Raw genomic sequence first — 25,539 nt, forward strand, 5'->3', positions numbered from 1 at the left:
TGAAGAAGTCAGATCATGGAAAAGATAATCCCGACGCTGGTCTTTCAAGGCGAAACTAACGAATGTGGGCTGGCCTGCATCGCCATGATGGCGGAAACCCAGGGGATTGATGTCTCGCTGGAAAGCCTGCGTGAACGCTATCCGGCCTCGCAGCATGGCACCTCGCTGGCCAGGCTGTGCGATATCATGGGCGAAATGGCGATGCCCGCTTATCCCGTTGCTTTTGAGCATGACGAACTGGCAGAACTGCCGCTGCCCGCCATTTTGCATTATGGCGCCAGCCATTACGTGGTGCTGGCCTACCGTAAAGGCAACCATGTCTGCGTAATGAATCCGGGTATCGGCCAACAACTGCTGCCTATCGATGCGTTAAAGCTGGACATCAGCGGCTATGCGCTGGTGCTGGACAATGAAACCCAGCCCGATCCGCAGGCGCTGGCCAACGTGCAGCGCAGTAAACGCTTTCGCATGTTCGACACCATGAGTCTGAAAGAAACGGCACGTATCCCCGGCATTTACCGATTGATGATACTGGCGTTTCTGATCTCGTTAACCCTGTTTATCATGCCGACGATGGTCAGTAGCGCCATCAACCAGGTCTTTTCTTCTGCGGGAAAAACAGATTTCCCCTATTTTTACTTCCTGCTGGCGTTTGTCGTTTCGACCACGCTGGCCTTCGGCGTGCGCTGGATCACCGAGCGATTTATTAAACGTTTCGTGGTGGTCAACAGCGTGGCTGGATTCTCGCGCTTGCTCAGTAATTCACTGAATTTCTTTGATAAACGTGCACCAGGTGATGTCTTTAGCCGTTTTGCCAGTTGGCAGATGGCCTCGGGCATTAAAATCGAGCTGGATAACGGCCTGCGTACCGACTGGATCATCGGTGCCATCGCGCTAGCGGTGATGTGCTATATGAGCCCGCTGCTGGCCATGGTGTCTGGCATCAGTGTCACCCTGATGGGGCTGGTTAGCGTCTGGGCCATCTATCGTGACCGCTATTTTACCCAGCAAATGCAGGTCAAAACGGCCGATCAGAGCGACTTTATCCTTGAGAGCATTCAAGGGTTCGCCACCATCAAGTCCGCTGGGCTCGATAGCCAGCGCAAGGGCCTGTTTGCCAAATATGCCCTGGCGCTGTTTACCTGCCGCCAGCAGCAGAGAATGTACGAGCAGGTCAAAAGCAGCCTGTATCAGCTGATCGGCAGCCTGGAGATGGTGCTGTTTATGTTCCTGGCGCTGCCGTTGTTGAAAAACGAAACTATCACGCTGGGTGAGTTCTTTGCCTATAGCTTTGTGCGTGAAATCTTCACCTCTTACATCACCAAAATTTTCTATTCCATCCTGCAAAAGAATCAGCTGAATGTGATTGATACCCGCGCCCGGGATCTGTTTCCGTCACGTTCTGCACCGGAGCCAGGCAATGATGCGGTCCCTGCGCCCATCCCGTCGTTCACCTCGCAACTGCGTTATAACCATATCGCCTTTGCCTATGACGCCCAGCAACCGGTGCTGCACGATCTTTCGCTGTCGCTCAGGCCGGGGCAAAGCATTGCCATTGTCGGTGAGTCTGGCGCGGGTAAAAGCACCTTGCTGAAGGTGATGACCGGCCTGATGCCACCACAGCAAGGGGATGTAATGGTAGATGGCCAGCCGCTCGATTATCAGCAGGTGAACGCGCTGTTCTTCCTGCAAAGCCAGGAGGACATCTTGTTCAATGCCACGGTGCTGGAAAACATCACGCTGTTTGATGAGAACTTTAATGAGCAAAAGCATCGGCAGATTGAGCGTTCGCTGGAGGGGCTGAATCTTGCTCCGGTGATCGAGAAATTGCCGGGCGGCCTGAATGCCCTGATCCGTGAAAGCCATGCTGGGCTGTCTCTGGGGCAACGTCAACGCCTGTTGCTGGCACGTGCCATGTACAGCGATCGCCCGGTGCTGGTGCTTGATGAACCCACGGCCAACCTGGATGAAGAAACGGCGCATCAGGTGATGACCACCTTGCTGGCACATTGTCGCGAACGGCATAAAACGTTGATCACCGTGACGCACAGCGAGAGCGTATTACCGATGTTTGATCGGGTGTTCCGCGTGAGCAATGGCCATGTGGCTAGCGTCGAAACACCACCGACACTGACTACGGCGGTGTGCTGATGAAGCTGAAACGGGTTGGCATAACCAAACGTTGGCTGGTGCCGATGGCCTTGCTGTGTTTGGTGGCGATGGGTGCGATCGTCTGGTACGCCACTGCACCCACGCAGGAAAATGCCTATGACACCGAAGAGATCACCCGTGGCGATATCGAAAAAACCGTGCTGGCCACCGGCATTCTTAAACCGGCACTGCAGGTCAGCGTTGGTGCCCAGGTTAACGGGCAATTGCAAAAGCTGTATGTGAAGCAGGGCGATCGTGTCACCCGCGGGCAACTGCTGGCGGAAATCGACCCGACCTTGCAACAGAACGCACTGCGTAAATCGCAAGCGGCCCTGCAAAGTGCCGAAGCGCAAAAGCAAGTCACCCTGGCAACACTCAAACAGTATCAACAGGAGCTGAAGCGTCAGCAAAAGCTGGATCGTGATGGTTCAGGGGTGAAAAGCGAATTGGAAAAGGCGCAGGCGCAGTTCCAAACCCAGGTTGCCCAGTTGAAGGTCAACGACGCGCAGATCGTCCAGGCGCAGATGGAGCTGGAAACGGCCAAGGCTAATCTGGGCTTTACCCGCATCGTTGCGCCGATCGACGGTGAAGTGCTGGGGATCGTCACCAAAGAAGGGCAGACCATCGTGTCGTCACAAACCGTCCCGACCATTCTGGTGCTGGCGGATGTGGATACCATGACGGTACACACCCGTATTTCGGAGACCGATATCCTGAAGGTGCGCGTGGGGCAACCGCTGTGGTTTTACGTGGTGGCCGATCCAAAACAGCGCTACGAAAGCGTGATGGGATCGATCCAGGAAGCCCCCAATGAGGCTTTGCAGGAAGACAACGTATCAAGTTCCTCCAATCAGCAGGCTTCGGCGGTGTATTACAGCGGCGTATTTGCTATCGCCAACAGTAAGCGCTTGCTGCGAACTTCGATGACCGCCCAGGTATTTATCATTACCGAGCAGGCGAAGAACGCCCTGCGTGTCCCGGTAGCCGCCTTTGGTGAACAACAGGGTAAAGATCGTTATCAGGTACAGGTGATGAACGGTAAACAGCTTGAGTCACGCTGGGTGCGAATCGGCCTGAACGACCGCCAGTTTGCCGAAGTAAAAGAAGGGCTGAAAGAGGGCGACCGCGTGGTATTGGCGGGGAGCGCTAGCAATGGTTAAGCCATCTTCGGCGTTGATCTCACTGAGCGGTATCTCCCGGCATTTTGTTTCTGGGTTGCAGACCGTAGCGGTACTGAAAAATGTCTCCCTCTCCATCCAACCGGGCGAGATGGTGGCGATCGTTGGCGCGTCCGGCTCGGGGAAATCCACGTTGATGAACATCATCGGCTGCCTGGATAAACCCACCGAAGGTGAGATGCAGATCAAAGGTATCTCCACCCAACTCGCCAGCAGTGAGCAGTTGGCCGAGTTACGCAGCCAGTACATAGGGTTTATCTTCCAGCGTTATCATCTGATGCCTTATCTGAGTGCCAGCGAAAACGTCGCCATTCCTGCCCTGTATACCGCAATGCCTGCGGCGGAACGCCAGACGCGGGCCGAATACCTGCTGACCCGGCTTGGGTTGCAACAGCGGATGAACTACAAACCGGCGCAACTCTCCGGCGGGCAACAGCAGCGCGTCAGTATTGCCCGCGCGTTGATGAACGGGGCGGAAATTATTCTGGCCGATGAACCGACCGGTGCGCTCGATCGCGCCAGTGGGCAGGAGTTGATGGAAATCCTGCACTCCCTGCACCGCTCGGGGCACACCATCATTATCGTCACCCACGATCGGGATGTTGCCAACCAGGCGCAGCGTATTATTGAAATCAGCGACGGTGAAATTATTGCCGATAGGCGCAATGAAGCGGTCGCGCCACAGAAAACCCGGCCCGTATTGCCGGTGGTCGCTGCCACAGGACGCATGCCGTTTTGGCAGAGCGTACAAGAGGCGATCAAGATGGCCTGGCGTGCGCTGATGGGGCACCGTGCCAGAGCCTTCCTGTCGATGTTGGGCATCATTATCGGTGTCTCTTCCGTGGTGTCGTCAATGGCGGTGGGTGAGGGCGCACGGCAAAATATTCTTAGGGAGATCGGTCAACTGGGCAACAGCACGTTGGAGATCCGCCCTGGTGAGGGGAGGGGGAAAGTACGGCCTGACTTTGCCCGTGCACTGAAGGTCTCTGATGTAGAACTGTTGGCTCGCCAGCAGTATGTCGACAGCGTGTCGCCTGTCGTCAGCAAAACCGTGGCTGCGGTGCGCGGTGGCAAAGAGGTGATGGTGGCGATTTCCGGCATCAGCAATGCCTATTTCCGCGTGCAGGGCCTGCATTTTATCTCTGGTAACGGTTTTACCCAGCGCGATCTGGACGAGCGGGAACCGGTGGTGATTATTGATCCGGAATTACGCGATACGCTGTTTGAAACGGATGAAACACCAGAAGGGGAAATCATCCAGCTTGGCGGTACGCCTTACCGGGTGATCGGCATTGCCGAGCGTAAAGGCGGCAAATTCAGCGGCATGATGCTGGGCGCCTGGATGCCCTATACCGCGCTGCTGGAGCGCATGTCCGGCGATATGCCGATCGAGTCCATGACCTTGCGTGTACGTGACGGGCTTTCACCGCATGAGGTGCAGGGACGCGTGGAGAAACTATTAGAACAGGCTCATGGCCAGCGTGACTTTTACACCCAGACCAACGATCAGATGACGCAGGCCATCCGCAAGGCGTCGGACTCCATGAATCTGCTGATCACCGCCATTGCCGGGATTTCGCTGCTGGTGGGCGGGGTTGGCGTGATGAATATCATGCTGGTGTCGGTCACCGAACGCACCCACGAGATCGGCATCCGTCTTTCGGTCGGCGCACGGCCAGCGGACATCATGCGCCAGTTCCTGATTGAAGCGATGGTGATCTGCTCGCTGGGCGGGCTGATCGGCATTATTGGCTCCGGTTTGGCCGGGGTGATCTTCTCGTGGGTAACCAAAGAGTTCACCATGATCTTTACCTGGCCACCGTTGGTACTTGCCTGCGGGTTCTCTGCACTGATCGGCCTGGGTTTTGGTTTTTTCCCGGCGCGCAATGCGGCACGTCTTCATCCCACGGAGGCGCTGGCGCGCGAATGATGATGAACAAATTCTCTCTAGCCATCTTGTTGCCCCTGCTGCTGGGCGGTTGTGGTTCCTTGACGAAAAGCGATTATCAGCGGCCAATGCTGTCGGTGCCCGCCGAGTGGCGAGTGCAGGATACCGGTTCTGGTTATCTGCAACACACTGACCACTGGTGGGATAACTTTGAGGACCCACAGCTCTCGATGCTGATCGGACGAGCGCTGACCAGCAACAACGATCTGGCCATCGCGGGCATACAGCTCCAGCAGGCCCGATTGGCAGCCGGGTTAACCGATACCAATTTAACGCCTGATGTTTCAGTTACGGGTAGCGCCAACAACAGCAAAAACCTGCGGAATAATACTACTCCGACGGAGTCTTACAGCACGACGGTGTCGCTGAGCTATGAGCTGGATCTCTGGGGGAAATTGGCCCGAGCCAGAGAACAGGCGCAGTGGCAGGCTGAAGCCACGGAGCAGGATCGGCAAAACACCGCGCTGACGTTGATCGGCAATACGGCGCAATATTATTGGCAGATTGCCAACCTCAACCAGAAGATAAAACAGCAGCAAGCGGGGCTGGCAATTGGTCAGCAGACGCTGGCTCTGGTGCAGTCACGCTATGCTTCCGGTGCCGCCGGGCAGCTCGATCTGTTACAGGCGCAGCAATCGCTGATCAATCGTGAAAACACCTATCGCACGCTGCAACAGCAGCGGGAAGAGAACCGTAATGCGCTGGCGATCCTGTTTAACCGTTCGCCCACCGATCGCCAGGCAGAGCGCAGCTCGCTGGACATCAATCAGGATGTGCCGATCGCCAAGTTGTTGCCGGTTGAAGTCATTGCCCGTCGCCCAGACGTGAAGGCGGCGGAAGGGCGCCTGCGCGCAGCTCTGGCAGGTTCGGACGTGCAGCGTTTGAGCTTCTACCCATCGCTGTCACTGGCGGCCTCACTCGGTTCTGCCAGCAGCATTTTCTCTCAATGGTTCAGCGATCCGGTCAGGACGCTGGGAGCCAACGCTGCGTTGCCGTTTGTGCAATGGAACACGGTGCAATTGACCATTGAGAAGTCTGATTTGGACGTCAAACAGGCGGCCATCGTCTTCCGCAGCCAGGTCTACAACGCGCTTGCCGATGTGGATAACGCCATGTCGCAACGCCTTAGCTATCAGCAGCAAAAAATCAATCAGCAACAGAATCTGCAGCTTAGCCAGCAGCGCCTGGTATTGGCCAGAAGCCAGTACCAGGCGGGGGCCGTCTCATTCCAGAGCCTACTGGATGCTGAGGACGATCTGCTGACCATCGAAACCAATTTGTCAGATCTGCAGTACAACTACCTCAATGCCACCATGAAGCTGTGGTTGGCGTTGGGCGGCGGTGTGGAAAAAGACAGTGATATAACAGGATGAGATCATGAATAAAGATGCTTTGTCACGTCGCGTGGTGGTTACAGGCTTTGGTGCGGTCACGCCATTGGGGATGAATGCCGAGCAAAGCTGGGCGGCGATTATGGATTATCAGTTGGGCTACCGGTATTTCGATCGGTCCGCCGTGGGGATCCAGTCGCGCTTCTTCGGGGTGATCGACGATGAACCCAGCCTGAAAGGCGTTCCTGCAGCGATCCGTCGCCGCCTGCCACGTTTTGCCCGCCTGGCGTTGGGGGCGGCCCGCGAAGCGATGGAGATGGCCTTCCACGGGGAGAGCCCGGCGGCCTATTACGATCTGCTTGAGTGCGGCACCATCATCGGCAGCGGATGGGCGGGTCAGGATGAAACCCATATTAATTACGAAGGCTATCTGCGTACCGGGTTGGGTTCGCCGTTTGGCTGTTTCCTGTCCATGCCGAATGCCGCAACGGCGGCCTGTAGCCTGTTTTGGGGACTGCGCGGTTATCAAAATAGCCCGATTGCTGCTTGTGCTACCGGGACGATCGCCATCGGCGATGCGTTTGAGGTGATCCGCAGTGGCCGTGCCTCGATGATGCTGGCCGGGGCAGGTGAGTCGTTGTGTACCGATGCTGCCGTGTGGAACATCGATATCCTGCGCGCCTTGGCGAGTGAGCAGGATGATGCCAGCAAGGCCTGCTGCCCATTCAGCCTGGATCGCAACGGTTTTGTCCTTTCCGAAGGTGCTGCCGTGTTGTGCCTGGAAGAGCGCGAAGCCGCACTGGCGCGTGGGGCAACTATCCTGGGGGAAATCAAGGGATACGGCAATTACTCCGATGCCTTCGACTTTACCGCACCGGCGGAAGACAAGATTGCCCGGGTGAAAACCATCCAGCATGCCTTGCGCCAGGCCGGGGTAACGGCGAAGGAGATTGACTATATCAATGCGCATGGCACCTCTACGCCCCTCAACGATCTGAATGAAACCCAGGCGATCAAGCTGGCCTTCGGTGAGGCGGCCTACAGTACGCCGCTTTCCAGCACCAAGTCTTACTCCGGGCATCTGATTGCGGCGGCAGGCAGCTTTGAATCCATCATCTGTCTGCAAGCGTTGCAGCATCAGCTGATGCCCGCCACCTGTCACCTGAAAAATGCCGATCCGGAGTGCGATCTGGACTATATCAGCGAAGGGCATCGCCCGGCCCGGTTACAGAACATCTTGAATCTGAGCTTTGGTTTCGGTGGCGCTAACGCGGCCTTGGTTATCGGGCAGGCATGAGCATGATCCTCAACTACACCCTGCGTGATGCTGAAGAGTGGGCCGCCTTTTCCGGCGACTACAACCCGATCCATTTTGATCTGCAGCACGTGCGCAAAATGGGGGCCGATCAGCTAAGTGTCCACGGGATGCGTGCGATGCTGGACATGAAACGTCATCTGAGTGCGGTGTTGCTTGCAACTCCGCTGGAGCATGACTTTTATGTTTTCAGCACCCGTATGCGCCGGCCGGTGCTGTGCCAGACGCCGTATCACTTGCAGATTGTGGGCAATGGCAAGCAGATCACCGGCAAGATGCTGGACAGTGTCACGCAGGAAAGCTGTTTCAACAGCAAACTGGCCCCGGTTCAGCCGTTAACGCTGGCAGCTTCTGAACAGGAGCATGCACTGAGCAATAACGAGGTGATGGCACTCAGCCAGACATTCCCGGGGCAGGCATCGGATGCCACTCAAGCGTGGAGTTTCTTTGACGCCCTGCTGTTCCAACTGCTGGTGAAATCACCGGAAACCTTGGCGGCGCTGACGACGGCGCTGCCGGAACTGCAGGTCGCTACACTGATTGAGGTGTTTGCTCAGATCCCGGTGGTACAGACGCACCATGAGACCCACTTCAGCGCCCGATTATTCAACCCCGAAACGCTATTTGCACCCGAAGATCGGCTGTACTACCGCATTCAGCCGATGCTGGTTATCGGGGACCGAAGCAGCGGATTTGTGTTACGCGCGGTGATCGAGGCCAGAACGCAGCGGCAGCCTCTGCTCGTCACCTCGGTGACCTTAAAAACATGGCCATTGGCCGACAATTAACCACAGGGATATAACCATGGAAAACTACCAACAGGTTTACGACACCGTTACGGAAATGATTTGTGATGCCAAAGATCTCGAGATGGCCGATCTGGCGCCAGAGATGCCCCTGCAGCAGTTGAAGCTGGACAGCCTGGACTATGTGGAGCTGATGGTATTGGCCAAACGTGAGTTCGGAGTCACGCTCAACGCCGAAATGTTCATCAATCAGCCGAATATGACGCTGGGTGAACTCTGTCAGAACCTGGCTGATGCGCAAAAGTAACCCTATGACTAAACAATGGGTGTTAGTAACCGGAGGGAGCCGAGGGATTGGCCGCGCATTGGTGGAAGAACTAGCCAAGCAATGGAACGTGGTGTTCACCTGCCGTAGCGGCCAGTCGGCCAGCGCGGCGGTGATTGAAGCCTGCGTGGGTTTGCCGGGTTGGGTGGAAAGCTGCGTGTGTGACGGCAGTAACGAGCAGGCGGTGAACCTTGTGGCTCCGCAGTTGCTGACACGCTTCGGAGCGCCTTTTGCGGTGATCCACAACGCCGGGATCACACAGGATGATTTGCATATCCAGCAAACCGGTGAGCGCTGGCGGCAGGTGATCGACACCAACCTTAACGCCATCTTCTACTGGAACCGCCACCTGCTGCCCGCCATGATGGCGCAGGGGGAAGGGGCGATGGTGCTGATGTCTTCGGTGACGGGCATCAAGGGCAACACCGGACAAACGGCCTATGGGGCCAGTAAGGCGGCGATGATCGGCATGGGGAAATCTCTGGCGCTGGAAGTGGCCCGTTTTGGTATCCGTGTGAACTGCCTGTTGCCCGGGATTATCGAAAGCGAGATGACGCAGGCCATTCCGCCGGAGGCGCTGAAGGCGCTGCGCAAACAAATTCCTCTGCGCCGCCTGGGCAAAGCCAGCGAAGTGGCGCGTACCACCGCGTTTCTCATCGGTGATGACAGCCGTTATATGACGGGCCAAAGCCTGATCCTTGACGGGGGTTTGACCGTCTAAGGTAAGCCTGATTTACTCTTCTATTGGGGTATCTCTGCATACCCCAAGTACTTTCGATAACCCCCTATTGCCTCACCTCAGAGCATCCACGATCTCCCCCTCCTTCTATTAAATGGTGAGTCTAGCTTACGATCTGCGCGGTTAAATAAAGCACCGTTGTTAAAACTGACTGTTCAAAAAACAGACTATTCCACACGTTATTACCACGGGGTGAAATGAATAAATGGCACTAAATCCGCTGAAATTCGATTTATTCCACAAAGTTATGCTGAGCATCAGGTTGTAGCTTGACCGGAATTTTCTTATGTCGTTAAATCCAATATCTGGAAAAACGTGTGTAGGGAAATACCGCATGTCGGCTAACACCAATCGTAAGTTTTTGAGCATGGATGAAGTACAGCGTTTACTTGATGCAATTCCTGATCATAAGAATACCGTCCGCGATAAATGTATGTTGCTGGTTTGCTTCATTCATGGATTGCGCGTCTCCGAACTCTGTAATCTGCGCCTGCAGGATCTGGATTTACTCAGCAAAAAATTGTATGTCAATCGCCTGAAAAATGGCTTTTCCGTCCAACATCCGATCCAGCCGCGTGAGCACTCTGCACTGGTCAGTTGGCTGGCCATGCGCCCGCAATATCTTGAAGCAGACAGTGATTTTCTGTTTCTGTCACGCCAGGGGGGACGACTTTCTCGCCAGCAGATGCATCGCCTGTTCCGCGAGTATGGTGAACTTGCTGGACTGAATGTCCCCGTGCATCCGCATATGTTACGCCACGCCTGTGGTTATGCACTGGCTGATGGCGGCATTGATACTCGCTTAATCCAAGATTATCTGGGCCATAAAAATATTCAGAATACGGTAATTTACACGGCCAGTAACGCGGGGCGTTTTCGCTCGATTAGAATATAATTAAAATCTGCTTGAAAAACAGTTTATTTAATTCATCTATAATGGTTAGACTCATCCAATCTTGGTTGAGTTTAACATTAGATATATAACTACCCCTAATTTATTATGCGCTCATGGATAAAGGAACTCATGAGGGCATAATATATAAATACAATATTGGCTACTGCACTCATTATTGATAAGGCATTTCATTTTATTGTGATTGAATTATTTCGGATTCATCCCTTATTTATGGGAGAATAATCCTATAATTTATAGAGTATTGGCTTTTCTATGGCGTTTCTTTTTTTTTGTCGGATATCCTTAGCAATTCCATGGCTGTTGTCTTTTTTCCTCTCCGCTATACTGATCTGGGATAGGTTGAAGCTGTAGCAACCCTTGCATCAGCGATCCTATGAATCTTGTAGGTATGTAAAAGGATGAATAGCCCTGCACATTTTTTAGTAAAGTCACAGTGAGGCACTATGAATAATCGCAAGCATCTGACTCCTTCCGAAGTTGCGCGTCTGCTAGGAGCTACTCAGCATGGTAAACACGCTGAACGCGATTACTGTTTGATTTGGATGTGTTTTATCCACGGATGTCGCGTCAGTGAGATCAACCGCTGGCGCCTTTCCGATATCGATTTGGAGGGCAAAAGCATTTATATCCACCGCCTGAAAAACGGCTTTTCCACTATTCATCCTTTATATGCCAAAGAACATAAAGCGTTACGCGCCTGGTTAAAGGTCAGACGCACTTATCGAGGTGCCGACAGCGACTGGTTATTTCTTTCCGAGAAGGGAAACCATCTATCCCGCCAGCGTATCTACTGGTTAATGCGTAATTATAGCGAGTTGGCTGGTCTGGAGGTTAACGCTCATCCTCACATGCTGCGACATGGTTGTGGATTCGCGCTGGCAGACCGCGGGATAGATACTCGGTTGATTCAGGATTTTCTTGGGCATAAGAATATTCAGCACACCGTACTTTATACGGCCAGCAATGCGCGGAGATTTAAAGAAGTCTGGTAAACAACATGTAATAATTTAATTCACCCGGTACACTTTGAACTAAACTGTCAAGCACTCTAAGGATTATCTTTTTGCGAGTCAACAAATTTGTTATGGCAACATTCCTAATTTTTAAATAATGTTTAATATCAATGTGTTAAATTGATTTCTGGACAGCTATCCATCATTGCGCTCTCCCCCGTTAGTGGCTGTTCAAGCCCACGACTGATAGGTCTAAAAAAATCCCCCTCGGCACTGTAGATAGTCTTAACGTTTCATGTTTGTTCGTTAATTGTTTACCGGTTGAAATTTAATGCTGGTGGCTAGGAAATTTCAGCATAAATAATTGGACGGTACACTTTAGTTCAAAATGACTCGTCGGTTAGATAAGGCTTAACGGCTTGATGGGTTATTTAACGGGAGAGGTTCTCGCTTGGAGCTAAATAAACAGGGAACGACATAAGGCTATGTCAAATAATTTTGCTATGCACATGGGTGCATTACATTAAAGGAAAGTGTTGTATGAAAAAGAATCTGATTGCTGTTGCCGTATTGGCCTCCTCTGTGTTTGCCGTTACCGCTGCTGCCGCTGCTGATGGTCAAGTGGATTTCGTAGGTAAAATCACCGATGACGCTTGTGTTGTAACTAACAACCCAGGCAGCCCACTGCAAGTGAATCTGGGTGAAGTCGCTACCACTTCTTTCAACGTGGGTGGCGTTCCGACTGCGGGTGTTAAATCTTCTGCAACCAATTTCACCATCAAATTGACAGGTTGCCCGGCTGCGGCAACTCAAGCTTCAGTCAAATTTGACGGTATCGCTGTGTCTGGTGACAACACCGTTCTGGCACTGACTGCTGGTGGCGCAACAGGTGTTGGTATTCAGCTGAGCGATGACGCTAACGCTGTAGTTCCATTGTTTACCGCATCTAAATCATATCCACTGGTTGTGGGTAATAACGATCTGAACTTCGTTGCACGTTATATCTCTACCTCCTCCACCATCACTTCTGGTGTTGCGAACTCCACCGCTAGCTTCACCCTTAACTACAACTAAGACTTTACCAATTCGACGTAGAGATTAGTTGTTCTGATTTCAGGCCAGCGGCAGTTGAGCTGGCCTTTATGTCTCATTTCACGGGGTGTTTGTATGAAATTTATTCCTGCCACAGTGCTGACGAGCTTGCTGATGATGAGCTGTGTTGCTCAGGCCGGTGTGATTGTGGGCGGTACGCGTCTGATTTATGAAGGCGGTAAAAAGGAGTCTTCACTGAGCGTCAGTAACCCGGACAAGGGGCCGTACCTCATCCAGACCTGGGTAGAGACCACCGCAGGTGGCGCTGAGAAAGCCCCCTTTGTGGTGACCCCGCCGCTGTTCCGCCTGGATGGCGACCAGAAAAACGTCCTGCGCGTGGTGCGTGCAGGGGGCAATCTGCCCTCCGATAAAGAATCGTTGTATTGGATGAACATCAAGTCCATCCCCGCAGCCAGCAAAGCTGAAGTCCGCAATACGCTGCAAATTGCAGTGAAAACGCGCATCAAGCTGATTTACCGCCCGCAGGGCATCAAAGGCACGCCGGAGCAAGTCACAGAGAAACTGACCTGGCAACGCAGTGGTAATAACCTGCAGGTGACCAACCCGACGCCGTTTTATATGAATTTCTATGAAGTGAAGGTTGCAGGCAAGAAATTGAGCGATGTGACCTATGTGGCTCCGATGAGTACGGCAAGCTTTGCACTGCCAACCGGAGTGAGCGGCGGCCCGCTCAGTTGGAAAATTATCAATGATTACGGGGCGGTAAGCAAAGAGCAACTCGCGTCGTTATAGCGTTCAGAGAGCAGGGATCCCCACAGGCTGTGGGGCACAGGACACAGGGGTAGTTTCACCCTGTAGGCAATGGAGTCAAACGGATGAATAATTATAAAAGCCAGGCCGGGCACTCGCCGCGCGTCAGCAGGCTGGCGTATTTGATCGCTGCCCAGCTGGCATTGATGGGAACCCTATCCTTTAGCGTACAGGCGCGTGACTATTTTAACCCTGCACTGCTGCAAATGGATAACCCAAACCAGGGGGCGACAGATTTAACGGTTTTTGAGGAAGGCATAGGTCAGGCACCAGGCACCTATCGGGTCGATATCTATCTCAATAACGAACAGCAGGACACACGGGATGTGACGTTCAGTATGCAAAAAGGGGCTGATGGCAAAGAGCATCTGCAACCTTGTCTGAGCGTAGAGCAACTTAATGCCTTGGGGGTGAAAACCGATTTATTCCCAGGGCTCGGTGATGCCAAGTCACAATGCGCCAACATCAGTGCCATTCCCCAGGCCAGCGCCAAGTTCCGTTTCAGCGAACAGCAATTACTGATCAGTATTCCTCAGGCTGCCCTCTCACAGAAAGCACGTGGTTACGTTCCTGAAAGCCAGTGGGATCAAGGTATCCCGGCATTGCTGCTCAACTACAGCATGAGCGGTGCCAACACTTATGCACGTAATGGTAATAGCCAAGACAGCAACAGCCAGTACGTCAACCTGCGGCCAGGTGTCAACCTCGGGGCGTGGCGGTTGCGTAATTACACGACCTGGAGCCGAAACAGTGACGGCCAGGATAAATGGGATACCATCTATACCTATGCCCAGCGTGACATTATCGCGCTGAAGAGCCAAATGACGCTGGGGGATAGCAGTTCGCCTTCGGACGTGTTCGACAGCGTACCGTTCCGTGGTGGGCAGTTGGCCTCGGACGACGAAATGATACCGGACAGCCTGAAGGGCTATGCGCCAATAGTACGGGGTATTGCACGAACCAATGCGCAGGTGATTATCCGCCAGAACGGCTACGTGATTTACCAGACCTACGTGGCGCCAGGTGCGTTTGAAATCAACGATATGTTCCCTACCGGGGGCAGCGGTGACCTGCTGGTGACCATTAAGGAAGCCGACGGTAGCCAACAGCAGATGGTGGTGCCGTTTGCCTCGCTGCCAGTGCTGCAACGTCAAGGTCGTTTGAAGTACTCGGTCACCAGCGGGCAGTACCGTTCTTATGACAACAGCATAGACAAGACCCTGTTTAGCCAGGGTACAGCGATTTATGGTCTGTCCAATGGCTTTACTGCCTACGGCGGTGGCCAGTTTGCCAGTAAGTACCAGTCTGTGGCCTTGGGGCTGGGCAAGAACATGGGTGACATCGGTGCCATATCGGCAGACGTGACCCAGGCATGGTCTACGATGCAAGACCAACCTAAAACCGATGGCCAATCATGGCGAGTTCGTTACAGCAAGAACCTCGTACAGACTGGGACCAACTTCTCGATTGCCGGATACCGTTACTCAACCGCGGGCTACTACAGTTTGCAGGAAGTATTGGACACCTACCGTGACGGTAGTAGTTACCGGCTCACCGACCGCAAGCGCAACCGCAGCGAGTTGACCATCAGCCAGAACCTGGGAGATGCGGCGGGAACCCTGTCATTAAACTGGGTCAGCGAAGATTACTGGAACAGCGATCGTACCTTACGCTCGATTGGTGCCGGCTACAACAACAGCTGGAACGGTATCAGCTACGGGTTGAGCTACAGCTATAACGAAAACTCGACGGCCAGTGGCAACAGCAGTGGCGCAGTTTATGACCGCGATCAGATATTTGCGCTTAACGTCAGCCTACCTCTGGATCGTTGGTTGAGCAGGAGTTATGCCAGCTACAACATGAACACCAGCCAGAAGGGCTCCACCAACAATTCCGTCGGCCTGAATGGCACGGCGTTGGCGGACAACAACCTGAGTTGGGGCGTACAGCAAAGCTATGGTAACAAAGGCATAGGTAACGGTGGCAACCTGAATGCCGATTACCGGGGTACCTATGGGGAAGTGTTGGCGGGTTATTCGTACGATCGCAACAGCCAACGTCTGAACTATGGCCTGACGGGCGGTATTATCGCGCATCAGGACGGGGTGACCTTCGGCCAACCGTTGGGTGAAACCATTGCGCTGGTGAAAGCACCAGGAGCCAGCGGCACGGGAGTTAACAACCAGACCGGGGTTAAAACCGACTGGCGTGGCTATGCCATCGTGCCGTACGTCAGCCCTTATCGCAAGAATCAGGTGCAGTTGAATACCGAAACGCTGGCGGATGACGTCGAGTTAGAGTTGACCACTCAGAACGTGGTGCCAACCCGTGGTGCTGTAGTTCGAGCCAACTTCCAGGCTAACGTGGGCCAGCGAATACTGATGACTCTGTTACGCCAGGGCGGCGCACCGGTACCGTTCGGTGCCACGGTGAGCGATCCGGCACAGCAAACAGCACAGGGCTTTATCGTCGGGGACGGTGGCCAGGTTTATCTGACCGGGATGGCAGACAGCGGCAGCCTGAATGTGAAGTGGGGCAGCGGTTCAGACCAACAGTGTCAGGTGAGTTACTCACTGACAAAACAGACAACGGAAAGTGCTGGCATTCAGATGCTGAATGCGCAGTGCCGGTAAGGAACGATGATGAAGTTAATCAGGTTAGTTAAATTTACATTGGGCGGCCTGCTGTGCCTGTTTTCCGTATCAAGCTTTGCTGCAACAGGGTGGTGTACCACGGTAGGTGGTACGAAGATATATAACTTCCCCTTTGTCAAACAGTTCGATAATCCAGATGATAACAAGACTGGCATGTATTTTCATCAAACCTATCAGTGGAGTTTAGGTGGGGATTATGCTGCCAATTGTGATTGTACAGGCTCGCCTATAACCTTTTATAAGGCAGAGGTGCCCAGCAATCTGACCTTCACAAGGGACTATGAAGGCTTACATTTTTATTCAATAAATAGATATTTGGAAGTTGCTACTGAATTGTGGGTCGGAGGGGGTAGACAGAAAAACATTGCCACCCCATTCGATAACGAAAGCAATCTGTATCCCAGTGCTTGTAAGGGGATAACCAACTGGACGTCCGGTAGTAGTGGTTATGTGTCTTTGTACTTTACCCGGCCATTTGTGGGGCAGGTCGTTATACCCAGCACCAAGATCCTGGATCTTTTTGGTACCAAAGTCAGTGGTTCATACGGTGGGATGCCGATGTCGTCTATCTATATGAGCGGGTCGGTAACGGTTCCACAATCTTGTAATATTAATGCCGGGCAGGTCATTAATGTCAACTTTGACAATATCATGTCAAATGACATCAAAACCAAGGGTGACATTGCCAATGGATTTACCCCTAAAGTCGTTAATATGACGCTGGCCTGTAACAATATTTCTAACGGTGTTGTCGTCAGCTTATCCTTTAGTGGAGAGCCCGCGAGTGGAGATCCAACCGCATTGAAGTCCTACGATAATACTGATATCGGGGTTCGGGTACGCGACGCAAACAATAATATCGTGTCGCCGGTCAATGGAAATCTGCCTGTCACCTTCGACTATTCTACACAAACTGGTACCAGTTCTATGACGCTGGCACCAATGAATGTGACGGGTAATACCCCGGCGCTGGGACGGTTTAATGCCGTGGCCACCATTAATGCAGAAATTAATTAAGTTTTTTTAACTCAAGGAAATCAGGCAGGAATTCCCTGCCTGAATATAGACGGGAACAGTAAGGAAACCTCATGAAAAAACAAACTCAACGTACACTGCTCGCCTTGATTATTTTGGGTGCCGGTGTCCATCAGGTAGTGGCAGCTCCAACTCAAGTCAATATTACCGGCGTTGTGGTCGCTTCGCCCTGCTCGGTAGATACCACCAACTCAGATTTGAACGTCAATCTGGGTACCAACATTCAGGCGACCAGCCTGTCGACGGCGGGAAATACTTCTACACCGGTGCCCTTCAAGCTGGTAGTGAAGGACTGTCCGACGACAACCAGCAAAGTTACCGCATCATTTAGCGGAACGACGGACGCTGCGGCTGGCGGGCGCTACGCGACGACCAGCGGTACGGGTATGGCAGATAACGTGGCGGTAGAAGTTAAACAGGATGCGGCTCCGAATGCCCTGCAAAACCCAGGATCTACCATGGATATGACGGTGGTAGGAAACTCGGCAACATTTGCATTGAGAGCCAGTGCTTATGCCAAAGGGGCGGTTACGCCGGGTAATATCGCTGCGGTAATGTCAGTCGATTTTACCTATAACTGATGAGCAAGGTCAGTTCGCTCGGGGGGTAAAACGCGGTCGAGTTTGACGGCTGGCGTTGGTTTCCCTGGCCGCTGTGTGTATTGGCGTAGCAAGCTTTAACATCGGCACCCAAGTCTATTTTGGGTGCCAGCACCTATCAGGACAAGCTGAGTCATTAATAACGGAACTATTATCATGATGACATCAACCGTATGGAACAACACACCCCTACCGAAAATGCAGACGGCATGCCGCATCGACCGGGTATTGCTCATGGACGCTTGCCCGATAACGCGTGCCGGGATCTGCTCTGCATTCCAGCCACCACAGTTTCAGGTCATGGATTGTGTGCACGTAGAAAAGGTGTGCGATCTGCCAGTGGCGATGCAGCAGGGCAAGGTGGATGTGGTGATCACCGAACTGTGTGGCGAAGGTGAGTCGGTATTGGAGGGGCTGCGAATGATTAGCCATTTACGCCAGTACTGGGCACGGGTGCCGCTTATCGTTGCCACCTCTTTGCAGGAACCGCACCTGCTTGCACAGTTGAGAACGTTGAGGGTCAGCGGTATCTACCTTAAACAGGATCCCCTGTCATCACTGACACAAGGCGTTCTCTGCGCGATGGCGGGGTTGTCCAGTCTTAGCCCGTCAGCGGTGAACCTGATTGGCAATGGCGCGCCGTCATTATCGCTAACCGGACGTGAGATGGACGTACTGGAGTGCCTATTTGCTGGCAGAACCGTGACCGATACGGCGCGGGTGCTAGCTCGGGATGTGCGCACCATCAGCACCCATAAACGCCGTGCCATGATTAAGCTCGGCTTCCATAGTGATAGCGATCTCTATACACGTGGAGATTATCTGGCGCGTAATGGATTACTGATCTAGGAGTCGCTCATGAATACGCCTTTATCGGTTGTCAAACTGGCCGTTGTTGCCCCTATACCCTTGCTTCAGGCAGGGATGGCACATTTTATTCAGAACCTTGATCCCCCTATGCATCTGCTGGTGATGGTCTCTTCGCTTGAGCAATTGCTGGCGCAATGGGCGCCGCCACAAATTGACCTGTTGGCGGTGGTGCTCAGTGGCTCGCCGCAGGAGATTGCCCGCGACACGCAACAGTTGCTGATGCTCTCTGAACGTGCGCCCGCGCTGCGTATCGTGGTGTGCACCTATTGCCGGGACATTGCGTTGTTGACGCGTTTGAATCTCCGGCCGCACATCAGCCTGCTTGCCCGCCAGGAGTCGCAGGAGCAGACTCGCCGTGATATGGCACAGGCGTTGACTGGTGCCAAGGTTTGTAGCCCCAGTATGGCAATGTACCTGCTGCACAGTGCCACTCCTGCGCAAGTGCAGGACAGTTTGGTGGTGTTGACGCAGGCGGAACATAAGGTACTGGAGTACTTGCAGCAAGGAATGAGCGTTTCTGACGTGGCTGATTTACTGCATCGCAGTGTCAAAACCATCAGCGCACATAAGTGCAATAGCATGCGCAAGTTGGGGGTTCGCAATGATGCGGAACTGTTCCAGCATTTACGCAGTCAGGTCACCGACACGCCCTACAACACGCCGAATTCCCCCTGGTATGTAACGACATGATTAACCAGAAGCGGTACCGGGTGGCAGTAGTTTCACCGTGCCGTTTCTTTCAGGCTGGGATCTGGGCGTTGCTCAACACCCATTCGCTATTGCGGGTCTGGCACTGCCAGAAAGCCGCTGAAGCACAATGGTATCTGGATGCACAGCCGGTGGATGTGCTGGTTATGTCATTGCACGTTGGGCAACAGGCAGACTTATTGTTAGCCTTGCGCTTTATTCAGCAGGTGCGCATCTCTTTTCCCGGCGTCGCGCTGATGGTTATTCTGGATGACCCCATTCCTTATCTGGTGACTCGGTTGCGCCGTCTGGGGGTGAGACATATCGTGGATCTGGGGCAACCGTTAGTCTTGTGGCATACGCAATTGCGTCAGATTCTGTTGGGGGAGGATAGCCGGGCTGGCTGCACTTTACCGGGGTGTGATGAGGAAACGTTGTCTATGGGGGAGCTGCAGGTGGTCGAGTACCTGATACAGGGGATGACTCCTGCTGAAATTGCCGCGCTGACAAGGCGCAGTATCAAAACCATCTCCACACAGAAGGGCATAGCCATGCACAAGCTGGGGATCCGCCACTATGCCCAGCTTATCGCGGTACAAAGCGTCTTTACCGACAGTTGGCTGCCCCATGACGGAGTCCAGATGGTCGGGGAACTGACCCCAAGCCTTTGGTATTATTGCTGAGTTTATCAACGTGTTCGCTTAAATCCGCATTGGTAGATAGGGAGATGCTGTGTGAGTGGCTCTCACATAAGGAACAACGCCCCAGGAAGAGGCGTTGCCAATAACAGGCTCAGTTAAAACGCATTGACAGATCGAGCGCGGTAACGTGTTTGGTCAGTGCCCCGACAGAGATATAATCCACACCGGTTTCGGCAAACTCGCGCAGGGTCTGATCGGTGACATTGCCGGAGACTTCCAACTGCGTGCGTCCCTGGGCCAGAGCAACGGCATCACGCATCATCTCGACGCTGAAATTATCCAGCATCACAATATCGGCACCGGCATCCAATGCCTGTTGCAACTCATCCAGCGATTCGACCTCCACCTCTACCGGTACGTCGGCGTGCAGCCAGAAGGCTTTCTCTACCGCGTTTTTGATCGAGCCGGAAGCTATGATGTGATTTTCCTTGATCAGGAAAGCATCCGAGAGACCGAGACGATGATTGCTGCCACCGCCGCACAGCACGGCATATTTCAGCGCAGTGCGCAGGCCGGGCAGTGTCTTGCGGGTATCCAACAGACGGGTTTGCGTGCCTTGCAGCAACTCTACATAGCGGTTTACCGCCGAGGCCACGCCGGAGAGCGTTTGCACAAAGTTCAGCGCGGTGCGTTCGCCCGTCAGCAGGATTCGCGCTGGGCCGCTCAGGTGGCATAGCGGCTGGTTGGGCACCAGTTTATCGCCGTCCTCTACCAGCCACTCGATCTTCACCTGCCCACCGAGTTGGATAAAGACTTCTTCCAGCCAGCGGCGGCCACAGAAGACGCCGGGTTCACGGGTGATCACCGTGGCGTTGGCCTGTCTGTCTGCGGGTAACAGTTGTGCGGTGATATCGCGCTCGGCATCTACGGTTCCCCCCAGATCTTCGCTCAGCGCCAGGGCGACGCAGGCAGGGACATCATGGGCAATACGTTCGAGAAGCGCGGTACGGCGGCTGTCGGCACTGTAGCGGCGTGTCGGCATGGCAAACTCCGAAATGGACGGATAGGACGGTGAGTCAACATGCTACTCCGTTTTATAGCCCTGAGCTAGCGGTGAGTTGTAAATAATATCAATGGCTTAGTAAAGAAAAAATGATACCAAGAAGTGCCAACTATTCAGGGGCATGTCGCGCTGATGGGATTAATCAGTATCTTTCGTTTATTGAGTAACAAAACTTCCATGTTGAACTGCACCTTGTCGCTGGAACTGGTACCATCGAAAGCACTATGCTGGGGAACTGGACAAAGGGAGAGGATTAGCTAATGACGCTGTTTACGCTGTTACTGGTTTTGGCGTGGGAACGTCTGTTTAAACTGGGTGAGCACTGGCAGTTGGACCATCGTCTGGAAGTGGTGTTTCAGCGGCTGCATCGGTTTTCTTTGGTACAAACGTTGGCAATGACCCTGGTCTGGATGTTTGTCGTCTGGGGCATCCTGTGGTTGGCTCAGGGCCTGTTCTTCGGTGTTGTGGTGTTACTGTTGTGGATTGTGATTGGTCTGCTGTGCGTGGGGGCCGGGATCACACGCAAACATTATCGGGCCTATTTGCAGGCTGCGCGGCAGGGCGATAGCCACGCCAGCGATCAGATGGCGGAAGAGCTGGCGCTGATCCACGGTTTACCGGTGGATTGTAGCGAAGAAGAACGCCTGCGTGAGCTGCAAAACGCCCTGCTGTGGACTAACTATCGCTACTATCTGGCACCGCTGTTCTGGTTTGCAGTGTGCGGGCCTTATGGGCCACTCGCTCTGGCAGGTTATGCTTTTCTGCGGGCCTATCAAACCTGGTTGGCCCGGCATCATTCACCGCTGCAACGCTCGCAAACGGGTATCGATTTCCTGTTGCATGTGCTGGACTGGGTCCCGGTTCGTCTGGCAGGGGTGGCGTATGCGCTGATTGGGCATGGCGAAAGGGCGCTGCCCGCGTGGTTTGCTTCGCTGGGGGATCGTCATACTCCGCAGTATCAGGTGTTGACGCGTTTGGCGCAGTTCTCTCTGGCCCGTGAGCCGCATATGGACTCGGTTCAGACGCCGCGCGCAGCGGTAACATTAGCGCGTAAAGTAACCCTGATCGTGGTGGTGGTGGTGGCGTTATTGACGATTTACGGTGCCTTGCTCTGAAGGTAACGGCGGGCGCAGAATGGCGCCCGCCAGAAGATTACAGTTTGGCGAAGCAGCGGCGTGCGGCATCGACGGTGCGCTGAATATCTTCGTCGCTGTGTGCGACAGACATAAAGCCAGCCTCGAACGCTGACGGTGCCAGATAAACCCCCTCATCCAACATCAGATGGAAGAAGCGCTTGAAGCGCTCGACATCGCAGCCCATCACGTCCTGATAGCAGGTGACCGTCGGTGCATTGGTAAAGAACAGCCCGAACATGCCACCTACATGGTTGACGACAAAGGGAATGTTCTCTGCCTTGGCCGCTGCCAATAGGCCTTCAGCCAGCTTGTTGGTCAGATCGGTCAAGGTCTGGTGAATGCCAACCTGGGAAACTTCGGTCAGACAGGCGAAACCGGCGGCCATCGCAATCGGGTTGCCAGACAGCGTACCAGCCTGATACACCGGCCCGGTAGGTGCCAGAGCGGCCATCACTTCACGGCGGCCACCGAAGGCTCCCACCGGCATACCGCCACCGATAATTTTGCCCAGGCAGGTCAGGTCTGGTACCACATCATAATAAGACTGAGCACCGGCCAGTGCGACGCGGAAACCGGTCATCACTTCGTCAATGATCAACAACGCGCCATACTTGTCGCACAGGGCGCGCAGGCCCGGCAGGAAGTCTGGCAGCGGTGGGATGCAGTTCATGTTGCCCGCGACAGGCTCAACGATGATGCAGGCGATCTCTGAAGGGTACTGCTCGAATGCGGTACGTACGGAGTCGAGGTCGTTATAGGTACAGGTCAGCGTGTGCTTGGCGAAGTCTGCCGGCACGCCCGGTGAGTTCGGCTGGCCCAGCGTCAGTGCGCCGGAACCGGCTTTCACCAGCAGGCAGTCGGCGTGGCCGTGGTAGCAGCCTTCAAACTTGATGATCTTGTCGCGGTTGGTGTAACCCCGCGCCAGACGAATGGCGCTCATGGTTGCTTCGGTACCGGAGTTCACCATACGCACCATATCCATCGTGGGGACCAGAGTGGTCACCAACTCGGCCATTTTCACTTCCATCTCGGTAGGTGCGCCGAAGCTCAGGCCGCGCTGTGCCGCCTCGATCACCGCATTGCGGATCGCCGGATGGTTATGGCCCAGCACCATCGGGCCCCAGGAACCGACATAATCGATATAGGCTTTACCATCGGCATCAAACAGATAGGCACCGTCGGCACGTTCGATAAACAGCGGGGTGCCGCCTACACCGGTGAATGCACGCACTGGGGAGTTGACTCCGCCTGGGATCAGCTGTTGCGCCTGGGCGTACAGACTTTCGGACTTACTGTGTAAGCTCATAAACCGGCTCCTGGGTTTGCTTTTGAATGATTTGACCGCGCTATTCTAGAGGAGAGTAAGGAGTTATGAAACGATCACAGTCCGATACCTATTTAGAGGGGCGGTAGGGGAACGACTGAGCTAGAATGGTTTACATCGCTATTCGTATGATTTTTCACTGCAATAATGAACCTACTATGACTGAATTACAGCAACAGTCTCCTGCGGCCTCAGGCGTACGCCTGACCCGCAACGATAAAGTCCGTCAGTTTTTTCGCTAGGATAAGACGCCGGTTGTCATCCTGCTGATGGCGGCGTTGGTGGGGACGTTAGCGGGGTTATTGGGCGTTGCTTTTGATAAAGCGGTAGAGTGGGTGCAACAGCAGCGGCTGTCGGGCCTGGCCTCTGTCGCCAACTCCTGGATCCTGGTGTGGCCGCTGGCGTTTATTTTTTCTGCCGTGCTGGCCGTTTTGGGATTTTATCTGGTCAAACGCTTTGCGCCGGAGGCGGGTGGCTCGGGGATCCCGGAGATCGAAGGGGCGCTGGAAGAGTTACGTCCGGTGCGCTGGTGGCGAGTGATCCCGGTGAAATTTATCGGCGGTATGGGGACGCTCGGCGCTGGTATGGTGCTGGGGCGCGAGGGGCCAACGGTACAGATGGGGGCCAATGCCGGGCGAATGGTGCTGGATATTTTCCGTATGCGCAGCGCGCAAGCGCGCCATTCCATGCTGGCCACCGGTGCTGCTGCCGGCCTCTCCGCCGCATTCAATGCCCCCTTGGCGGGGATCTTGTTCGTTATCGAAGAGATGCGGCCGCAGTTTCGTTACAACCTGATTTCCATCAAGGCGGTGTTTATCGGCGTGATTATGTCGAGCATTGTCTTTCGCATTTTTAATGGTGAAAGTGCGCTGATTGAAGTGGGCAAACTCGCTTCGGCACCGCTTAATACGCTGTGGCTTTACCTAGTGCTGGGGACGCTGTTTGGCGCGGTAGGGGTGATGTTTAACGCTCTGGTGTTTCGTACGCAGGATATGTTTGCCCGGTTTCATGGTGGCAAGATGAGCAGGATCCTGCTGATTGGTGCCCTGTTAGGGGGCATTTGTGGCGTACTTGGGCTGATCCAGCCGGCAGTAGCGGGTGGTGGTTCGGCCTTGATCCCGATCGCGGCGGCGGGCAATTACAGCGTAGGTATGCTGCTGTTTATCTTTATCGTCCGCGTGGTCACAACGCTGTTATGTTTCGGCTCAGGCGCACCGGGCGGTATTTTTGCGCCGATGCTGGCCTTGGGGACGCTGCTAGGCACCGCTTTTGGCCTGTTCAGCAGTCACCTGTTCCCTGAATATGGGCTTGAGGCTGGCACCTTTGCTATTGCAGGGATGGGGGCGCTGTTTGCCGCTACCGTGCGTGCCCCGTTAACCGGTATTGTGCTGGTATTGGAAATGACCGATAACTATCAGCTGATTTTACCGATGATCATTACCTGCCTCGGCGCGACCCTGGTGGCACAGTTCATGGGCGGTAAGCCATTGTATTCCGCTATTTTAGCCCGCACCTTACAAAGGCAGCAGCAGGAATTGGCCGAGAAAACAGGTAAAGAAAATACAACAAATGCGGTGAATACTTGAACGCAACACTCAGGTATTGGATAATCAGCAACATTAATCAGGTTACCGTCGTCGTCGCCTGATGTGAAACACTGTTGGGAGTAACGAGTATGAGTGATGAAACAGCACTGCCCCTGCAATTTACCGAGGCAGCAGCAAGCAAGGTGAAATTCCTGATTGCTGACGAAGAGAATCCAAACCTGAAGTTGCGGGTTTACATTACCGGTGGCGGCTGCAGTGGATTCCAGTACGGCTTCACGTTTGATGACAAGATCAACGACGGCGATATGACCATCGAGAAACAGGGCGTTGCGCTGGTGGTTGATCCGATGAGCCTGCAATATCTGGTTGGTGGCTCGGTGGATTATACCGAAGGGTTGGAAGGTTCACGCTTTATCGTGACTAACCCGAATGCCAAAACCACCTGTGGCTGTGGTTCTTCATTCAGTATCTGATCTGCCGCCGTTAGAAAACCCGCCAGCCTGCACGGTGCGCGGGTT

Annotated in this window: 22 protein-coding genes and 1 pseudogene; 21 read left to right on the forward strand and 2 right to left on the reverse strand. The window is 54.0% G+C overall.

The genetic code is table 11. The annotated features are described in order from the left end of the window. Positions 1-15 precede the first annotated feature (15 nt). From ABIE29_RS02515 to ABIE29_RS02600, 18 genes are all read left to right on the forward strand, one after another. A complete protein-coding gene (locus tag ABIE29_RS02515; RefSeq protein WP_429616674.1) occupies positions 16-2,151 on the forward strand; it encodes a peptidase domain-containing ABC transporter in 2,136 nt (711 codons plus the stop codon). A 68-nt stretch (positions 2,152-2,219) separates the two neighbouring features. Continuing rightward, positions 2,220-3,311: an efflux RND transporter periplasmic adaptor subunit gene (locus ABIE29_RS02520; protein ID WP_429616733.1), complete on the forward strand. Its 1,092-nt coding sequence runs from the start codon at positions 2,220-2,222 to the stop codon at positions 3,309-3,311. Continuing rightward, positions 3,304-5,259, forward strand: a complete 1,956-nt coding sequence (locus tag ABIE29_RS02525) for an ABC transporter permease (protein ID WP_074028511.1) — start codon at positions 3,304-3,306, stop codon at positions 5,257-5,259. The genes ABIE29_RS02520 and ABIE29_RS02525 overlap by 8 nt, the downstream gene beginning before the upstream one ends. Positions 5,260-5,261: 2 nt before the next feature. Then, positions 5,262-6,650 carry an efflux transporter outer membrane subunit gene (locus tag ABIE29_RS02530; protein WP_429616734.1) on the forward strand — a complete coding sequence of 463 codons (1,389 nt, stop codon included), beginning with the start codon at positions 5,262-5,264 and terminating at the stop codon, positions 6,648-6,650. A gap of 4 nt (positions 6,651-6,654) precedes the next feature. Then, positions 6,655-7,905 carry a beta-ketoacyl-[acyl-carrier-protein] synthase family protein gene (locus tag ABIE29_RS02535; protein WP_429616675.1) on the forward strand — a complete coding sequence of 417 codons (1,251 nt, stop codon included), beginning with the start codon at positions 6,655-6,657 and terminating at the stop codon, positions 7,903-7,905. A gap of 2 nt (positions 7,906-7,907) precedes the next feature. Beyond that, positions 7,908-8,711, forward strand: coding sequence for a hypothetical protein (locus ABIE29_RS02540; protein ID WP_429616676.1), 804 nt, complete (start codon positions 7,908-7,910; stop codon positions 8,709-8,711). A 16-nt stretch (positions 8,712-8,727) separates the two neighbouring features. Then, positions 8,728-8,976: an acyl carrier protein gene (locus ABIE29_RS02545; protein WP_065687070.1), complete on the forward strand. Its 249-nt coding sequence runs from the start codon at positions 8,728-8,730 to the stop codon at positions 8,974-8,976. Positions 8,977-8,980: 4 nt separating this feature from the next. Beyond that, on the forward strand, positions 8,981-9,715 hold the full coding sequence (locus ABIE29_RS02550; RefSeq protein WP_429616677.1) for an SDR family oxidoreductase: 735 nt from the start codon (positions 8,981-8,983) through the stop codon (positions 9,713-9,715). Between the two features lie 352 nt (positions 9,716-10,067). Then, positions 10,068-10,628, forward strand: a complete 561-nt coding sequence (locus ABIE29_RS02555) for a tyrosine-type DNA invertase (protein ID WP_429616678.1) — start codon at positions 10,068-10,070, stop codon at positions 10,626-10,628. 464 nt (positions 10,629-11,092) lie between these two features. Beyond that, positions 11,093-11,641, forward strand: a complete 549-nt coding sequence (locus ABIE29_RS02560) for a tyrosine-type DNA invertase (RefSeq protein ID WP_065687068.1) — start codon at positions 11,093-11,095, stop codon at positions 11,639-11,641. Between the two features lie 501 nt (positions 11,642-12,142). Beyond that, a complete protein-coding gene (locus ABIE29_RS02565) occupies positions 12,143-12,676 on the forward strand; it encodes a fimbrial protein (RefSeq protein ID WP_065687067.1) in 534 nt (177 codons plus the stop codon). Positions 12,677-12,769: 93 nt separating this feature from the next. Then, positions 12,770-13,447 carry a fimbrial biogenesis chaperone gene (locus ABIE29_RS02570; protein ID WP_173409844.1) on the forward strand — a complete coding sequence of 226 codons (678 nt, stop codon included), beginning with the start codon at positions 12,770-12,772 and terminating at the stop codon, positions 13,445-13,447. A gap of 83 nt (positions 13,448-13,530) precedes the next feature. Continuing rightward, positions 13,531-16,098, forward strand: coding sequence for a fimbria/pilus outer membrane usher protein (locus ABIE29_RS02575; RefSeq protein ID WP_429616679.1), 2,568 nt, complete (start codon positions 13,531-13,533; stop codon positions 16,096-16,098). Positions 16,099-16,104: 6 nt separating this feature from the next. Beyond that, on the forward strand, positions 16,105-17,136 hold the full coding sequence (locus ABIE29_RS02580) for a fimbrial protein (RefSeq protein ID WP_429616680.1): 1,032 nt from the start codon (positions 16,105-16,107) through the stop codon (positions 17,134-17,136). 71 nt (positions 17,137-17,207) lie between these two features. Next, positions 17,208-17,735, forward strand: coding sequence for a fimbrial protein (locus tag ABIE29_RS02585; RefSeq protein WP_429616681.1), 528 nt, complete (start codon positions 17,208-17,210; stop codon positions 17,733-17,735). 174 nt (positions 17,736-17,909) lie between these two features. Then, the gene (locus tag ABIE29_RS02590) at positions 17,910-18,602 is read left to right on the forward strand and encodes a response regulator transcription factor (RefSeq protein WP_080660661.1); all 693 of its coding nucleotides are present in this window, start codon (positions 17,910-17,912) and stop codon (positions 18,600-18,602) included. Positions 18,603-18,611: 9 nt separating this feature from the next. Beyond that, entirely contained in the window at positions 18,612-19,313 is a 702-nt protein-coding gene (locus ABIE29_RS02595) for a LuxR C-terminal-related transcriptional regulator (protein WP_429616682.1), read from the forward strand. Positions 19,314-19,333: 20 nt separating this feature from the next. Further along, complete coding sequence (locus ABIE29_RS02600; RefSeq protein WP_429616683.1) at positions 19,334-19,993, forward strand: helix-turn-helix transcriptional regulator; 660 nt, start codon at positions 19,334-19,336, stop codon at positions 19,991-19,993. Between the two features lie 109 nt (positions 19,994-20,102). Here ABIE29_RS02600 and nadC read toward each other — a convergent pair whose 3' ends face one another. Further along, positions 20,103-20,993 carry a carboxylating nicotinate-nucleotide diphosphorylase gene (nadC, locus tag ABIE29_RS02605; protein ID WP_429616684.1) on the reverse strand — a complete coding sequence of 297 codons (891 nt, stop codon included), beginning with the start codon at positions 20,991-20,993 and terminating at the stop codon, positions 20,103-20,105. A gap of 281 nt (positions 20,994-21,274) precedes the next feature. Between nadC and ampE the strand changes: the two genes are divergently transcribed. Continuing rightward, positions 21,275-22,129, forward strand: coding sequence for a beta-lactamase regulator AmpE (gene ampE, locus ABIE29_RS02610; RefSeq protein ID WP_429616685.1), 855 nt, complete (start codon positions 21,275-21,277; stop codon positions 22,127-22,129). A 37-nt stretch (positions 22,130-22,166) separates the two neighbouring features. On the opposite strand, the gene hemL is transcribed toward ampE, so the two are convergent. Beyond that, positions 22,167-23,456: a glutamate-1-semialdehyde 2,1-aminomutase gene (hemL, locus tag ABIE29_RS02615; RefSeq protein WP_429616686.1), complete on the reverse strand. Its 1,290-nt coding sequence runs from the start codon at positions 23,454-23,456 to the stop codon at positions 22,167-22,169. A gap of 176 nt (positions 23,457-23,632) precedes the next feature. On the opposite strand from hemL, the pseudogene clcA reads away from it, so the two are divergent. Together clcA and erpA are read left to right on the forward strand one after the other, a co-directional pair. Continuing rightward, positions 23,633-25,060, forward strand: a pseudogene (gene clcA, locus ABIE29_RS02620) (H(+)/Cl(-) exchange transporter ClcA). Between the two features lie 89 nt (positions 25,061-25,149). Next, positions 25,150-25,494: an iron-sulfur cluster insertion protein ErpA gene (gene erpA / locus ABIE29_RS02625; RefSeq protein ID WP_429616687.1), complete on the forward strand. Its 345-nt coding sequence runs from the start codon at positions 25,150-25,152 to the stop codon at positions 25,492-25,494. Positions 25,495-25,539 lie beyond the last annotated feature (45 nt).

The sequence above is a fragment of the Serratia sp. 2723 genome (assembly GCF_050434425.1).
Classification (GTDB): domain Bacteria; phylum Pseudomonadota; class Gammaproteobacteria; order Enterobacterales; family Enterobacteriaceae; genus Chania.

What these genes read in the sequence shown, in the direction of transcription:
- ABIE29_RS02515 (WP_429616674.1), top strand. Translation starts at nt 16, where the DNA reads ATGGAAAAGATAATCCCGACGCTGGTCTTTCAAGGCGAAACTAACGAA.
- ABIE29_RS02520 (WP_429616733.1), top strand. Translation starts at nt 2,220, where the DNA reads ATGGGTGCGATCGTCTGGTACGCCACTGCACCCACGCAGGAAAATGCC.
- ABIE29_RS02525 (WP_074028511.1), top strand. Translation starts at nt 3,304, where the DNA reads ATGGTTAAGCCATCTTCGGCGTTGATCTCACTGAGCGGTATCTCCCGG.
- ABIE29_RS02530 (WP_429616734.1), top strand. Translation starts at nt 5,262, where the DNA reads ATGAACAAATTCTCTCTAGCCATCTTGTTGCCCCTGCTGCTGGGCGGT.
- ABIE29_RS02535 (WP_429616675.1), top strand. Translation starts at nt 6,655, where the DNA reads ATGAATAAAGATGCTTTGTCACGTCGCGTGGTGGTTACAGGCTTTGGT.
- ABIE29_RS02540 (WP_429616676.1), top strand. Translation starts at nt 7,908, where the DNA reads ATGATCCTCAACTACACCCTGCGTGATGCTGAAGAGTGGGCCGCCTTT.
- ABIE29_RS02545 (WP_065687070.1), top strand. Translation starts at nt 8,728, where the DNA reads ATGGAAAACTACCAACAGGTTTACGACACCGTTACGGAAATGATTTGT.
- ABIE29_RS02550 (WP_429616677.1), top strand. Translation starts at nt 8,981, where the DNA reads ATGACTAAACAATGGGTGTTAGTAACCGGAGGGAGCCGAGGGATTGGC.
- ABIE29_RS02555 (WP_429616678.1), top strand. Translation starts at nt 10,068, where the DNA reads ATGTCGGCTAACACCAATCGTAAGTTTTTGAGCATGGATGAAGTACAG.
- ABIE29_RS02560 (WP_065687068.1), top strand. Translation starts at nt 11,093, where the DNA reads ATGAATAATCGCAAGCATCTGACTCCTTCCGAAGTTGCGCGTCTGCTA.
- ABIE29_RS02565 (WP_065687067.1), top strand. Translation starts at nt 12,143, where the DNA reads ATGAAAAAGAATCTGATTGCTGTTGCCGTATTGGCCTCCTCTGTGTTT.
- ABIE29_RS02570 (WP_173409844.1), top strand. Translation starts at nt 12,770, where the DNA reads ATGAAATTTATTCCTGCCACAGTGCTGACGAGCTTGCTGATGATGAGC.
- ABIE29_RS02575 (WP_429616679.1), top strand. Translation starts at nt 13,531, where the DNA reads ATGAATAATTATAAAAGCCAGGCCGGGCACTCGCCGCGCGTCAGCAGG.
- ABIE29_RS02580 (WP_429616680.1), top strand. Translation starts at nt 16,105, where the DNA reads ATGATGAAGTTAATCAGGTTAGTTAAATTTACATTGGGCGGCCTGCTG.
- ABIE29_RS02585 (WP_429616681.1), top strand. Translation starts at nt 17,208, where the DNA reads ATGAAAAAACAAACTCAACGTACACTGCTCGCCTTGATTATTTTGGGT.
- ABIE29_RS02590 (WP_080660661.1), top strand. Translation starts at nt 17,910, where the DNA reads ATGATGACATCAACCGTATGGAACAACACACCCCTACCGAAAATGCAG.
- ABIE29_RS02595 (WP_429616682.1), top strand. Translation starts at nt 18,612, where the DNA reads ATGAATACGCCTTTATCGGTTGTCAAACTGGCCGTTGTTGCCCCTATA.
- nadC (WP_429616684.1), bottom strand. Translation starts at nt 20,993, where the DNA reads ATGCCGACACGCCGCTACAGTGCCGACAGCCGCCGTACCGCGCTTCTC.
- ampE (WP_429616685.1), top strand. Translation starts at nt 21,275, where the DNA reads ATGACGCTGTTTACGCTGTTACTGGTTTTGGCGTGGGAACGTCTGTTT.
- hemL (WP_429616686.1), bottom strand. Translation starts at nt 23,456, where the DNA reads ATGAGCTTACACAGTAAGTCCGAAAGTCTGTACGCCCAGGCGCAACAG.
- erpA (WP_429616687.1), top strand. Translation starts at nt 25,150, where the DNA reads ATGAGTGATGAAACAGCACTGCCCCTGCAATTTACCGAGGCAGCAGCA.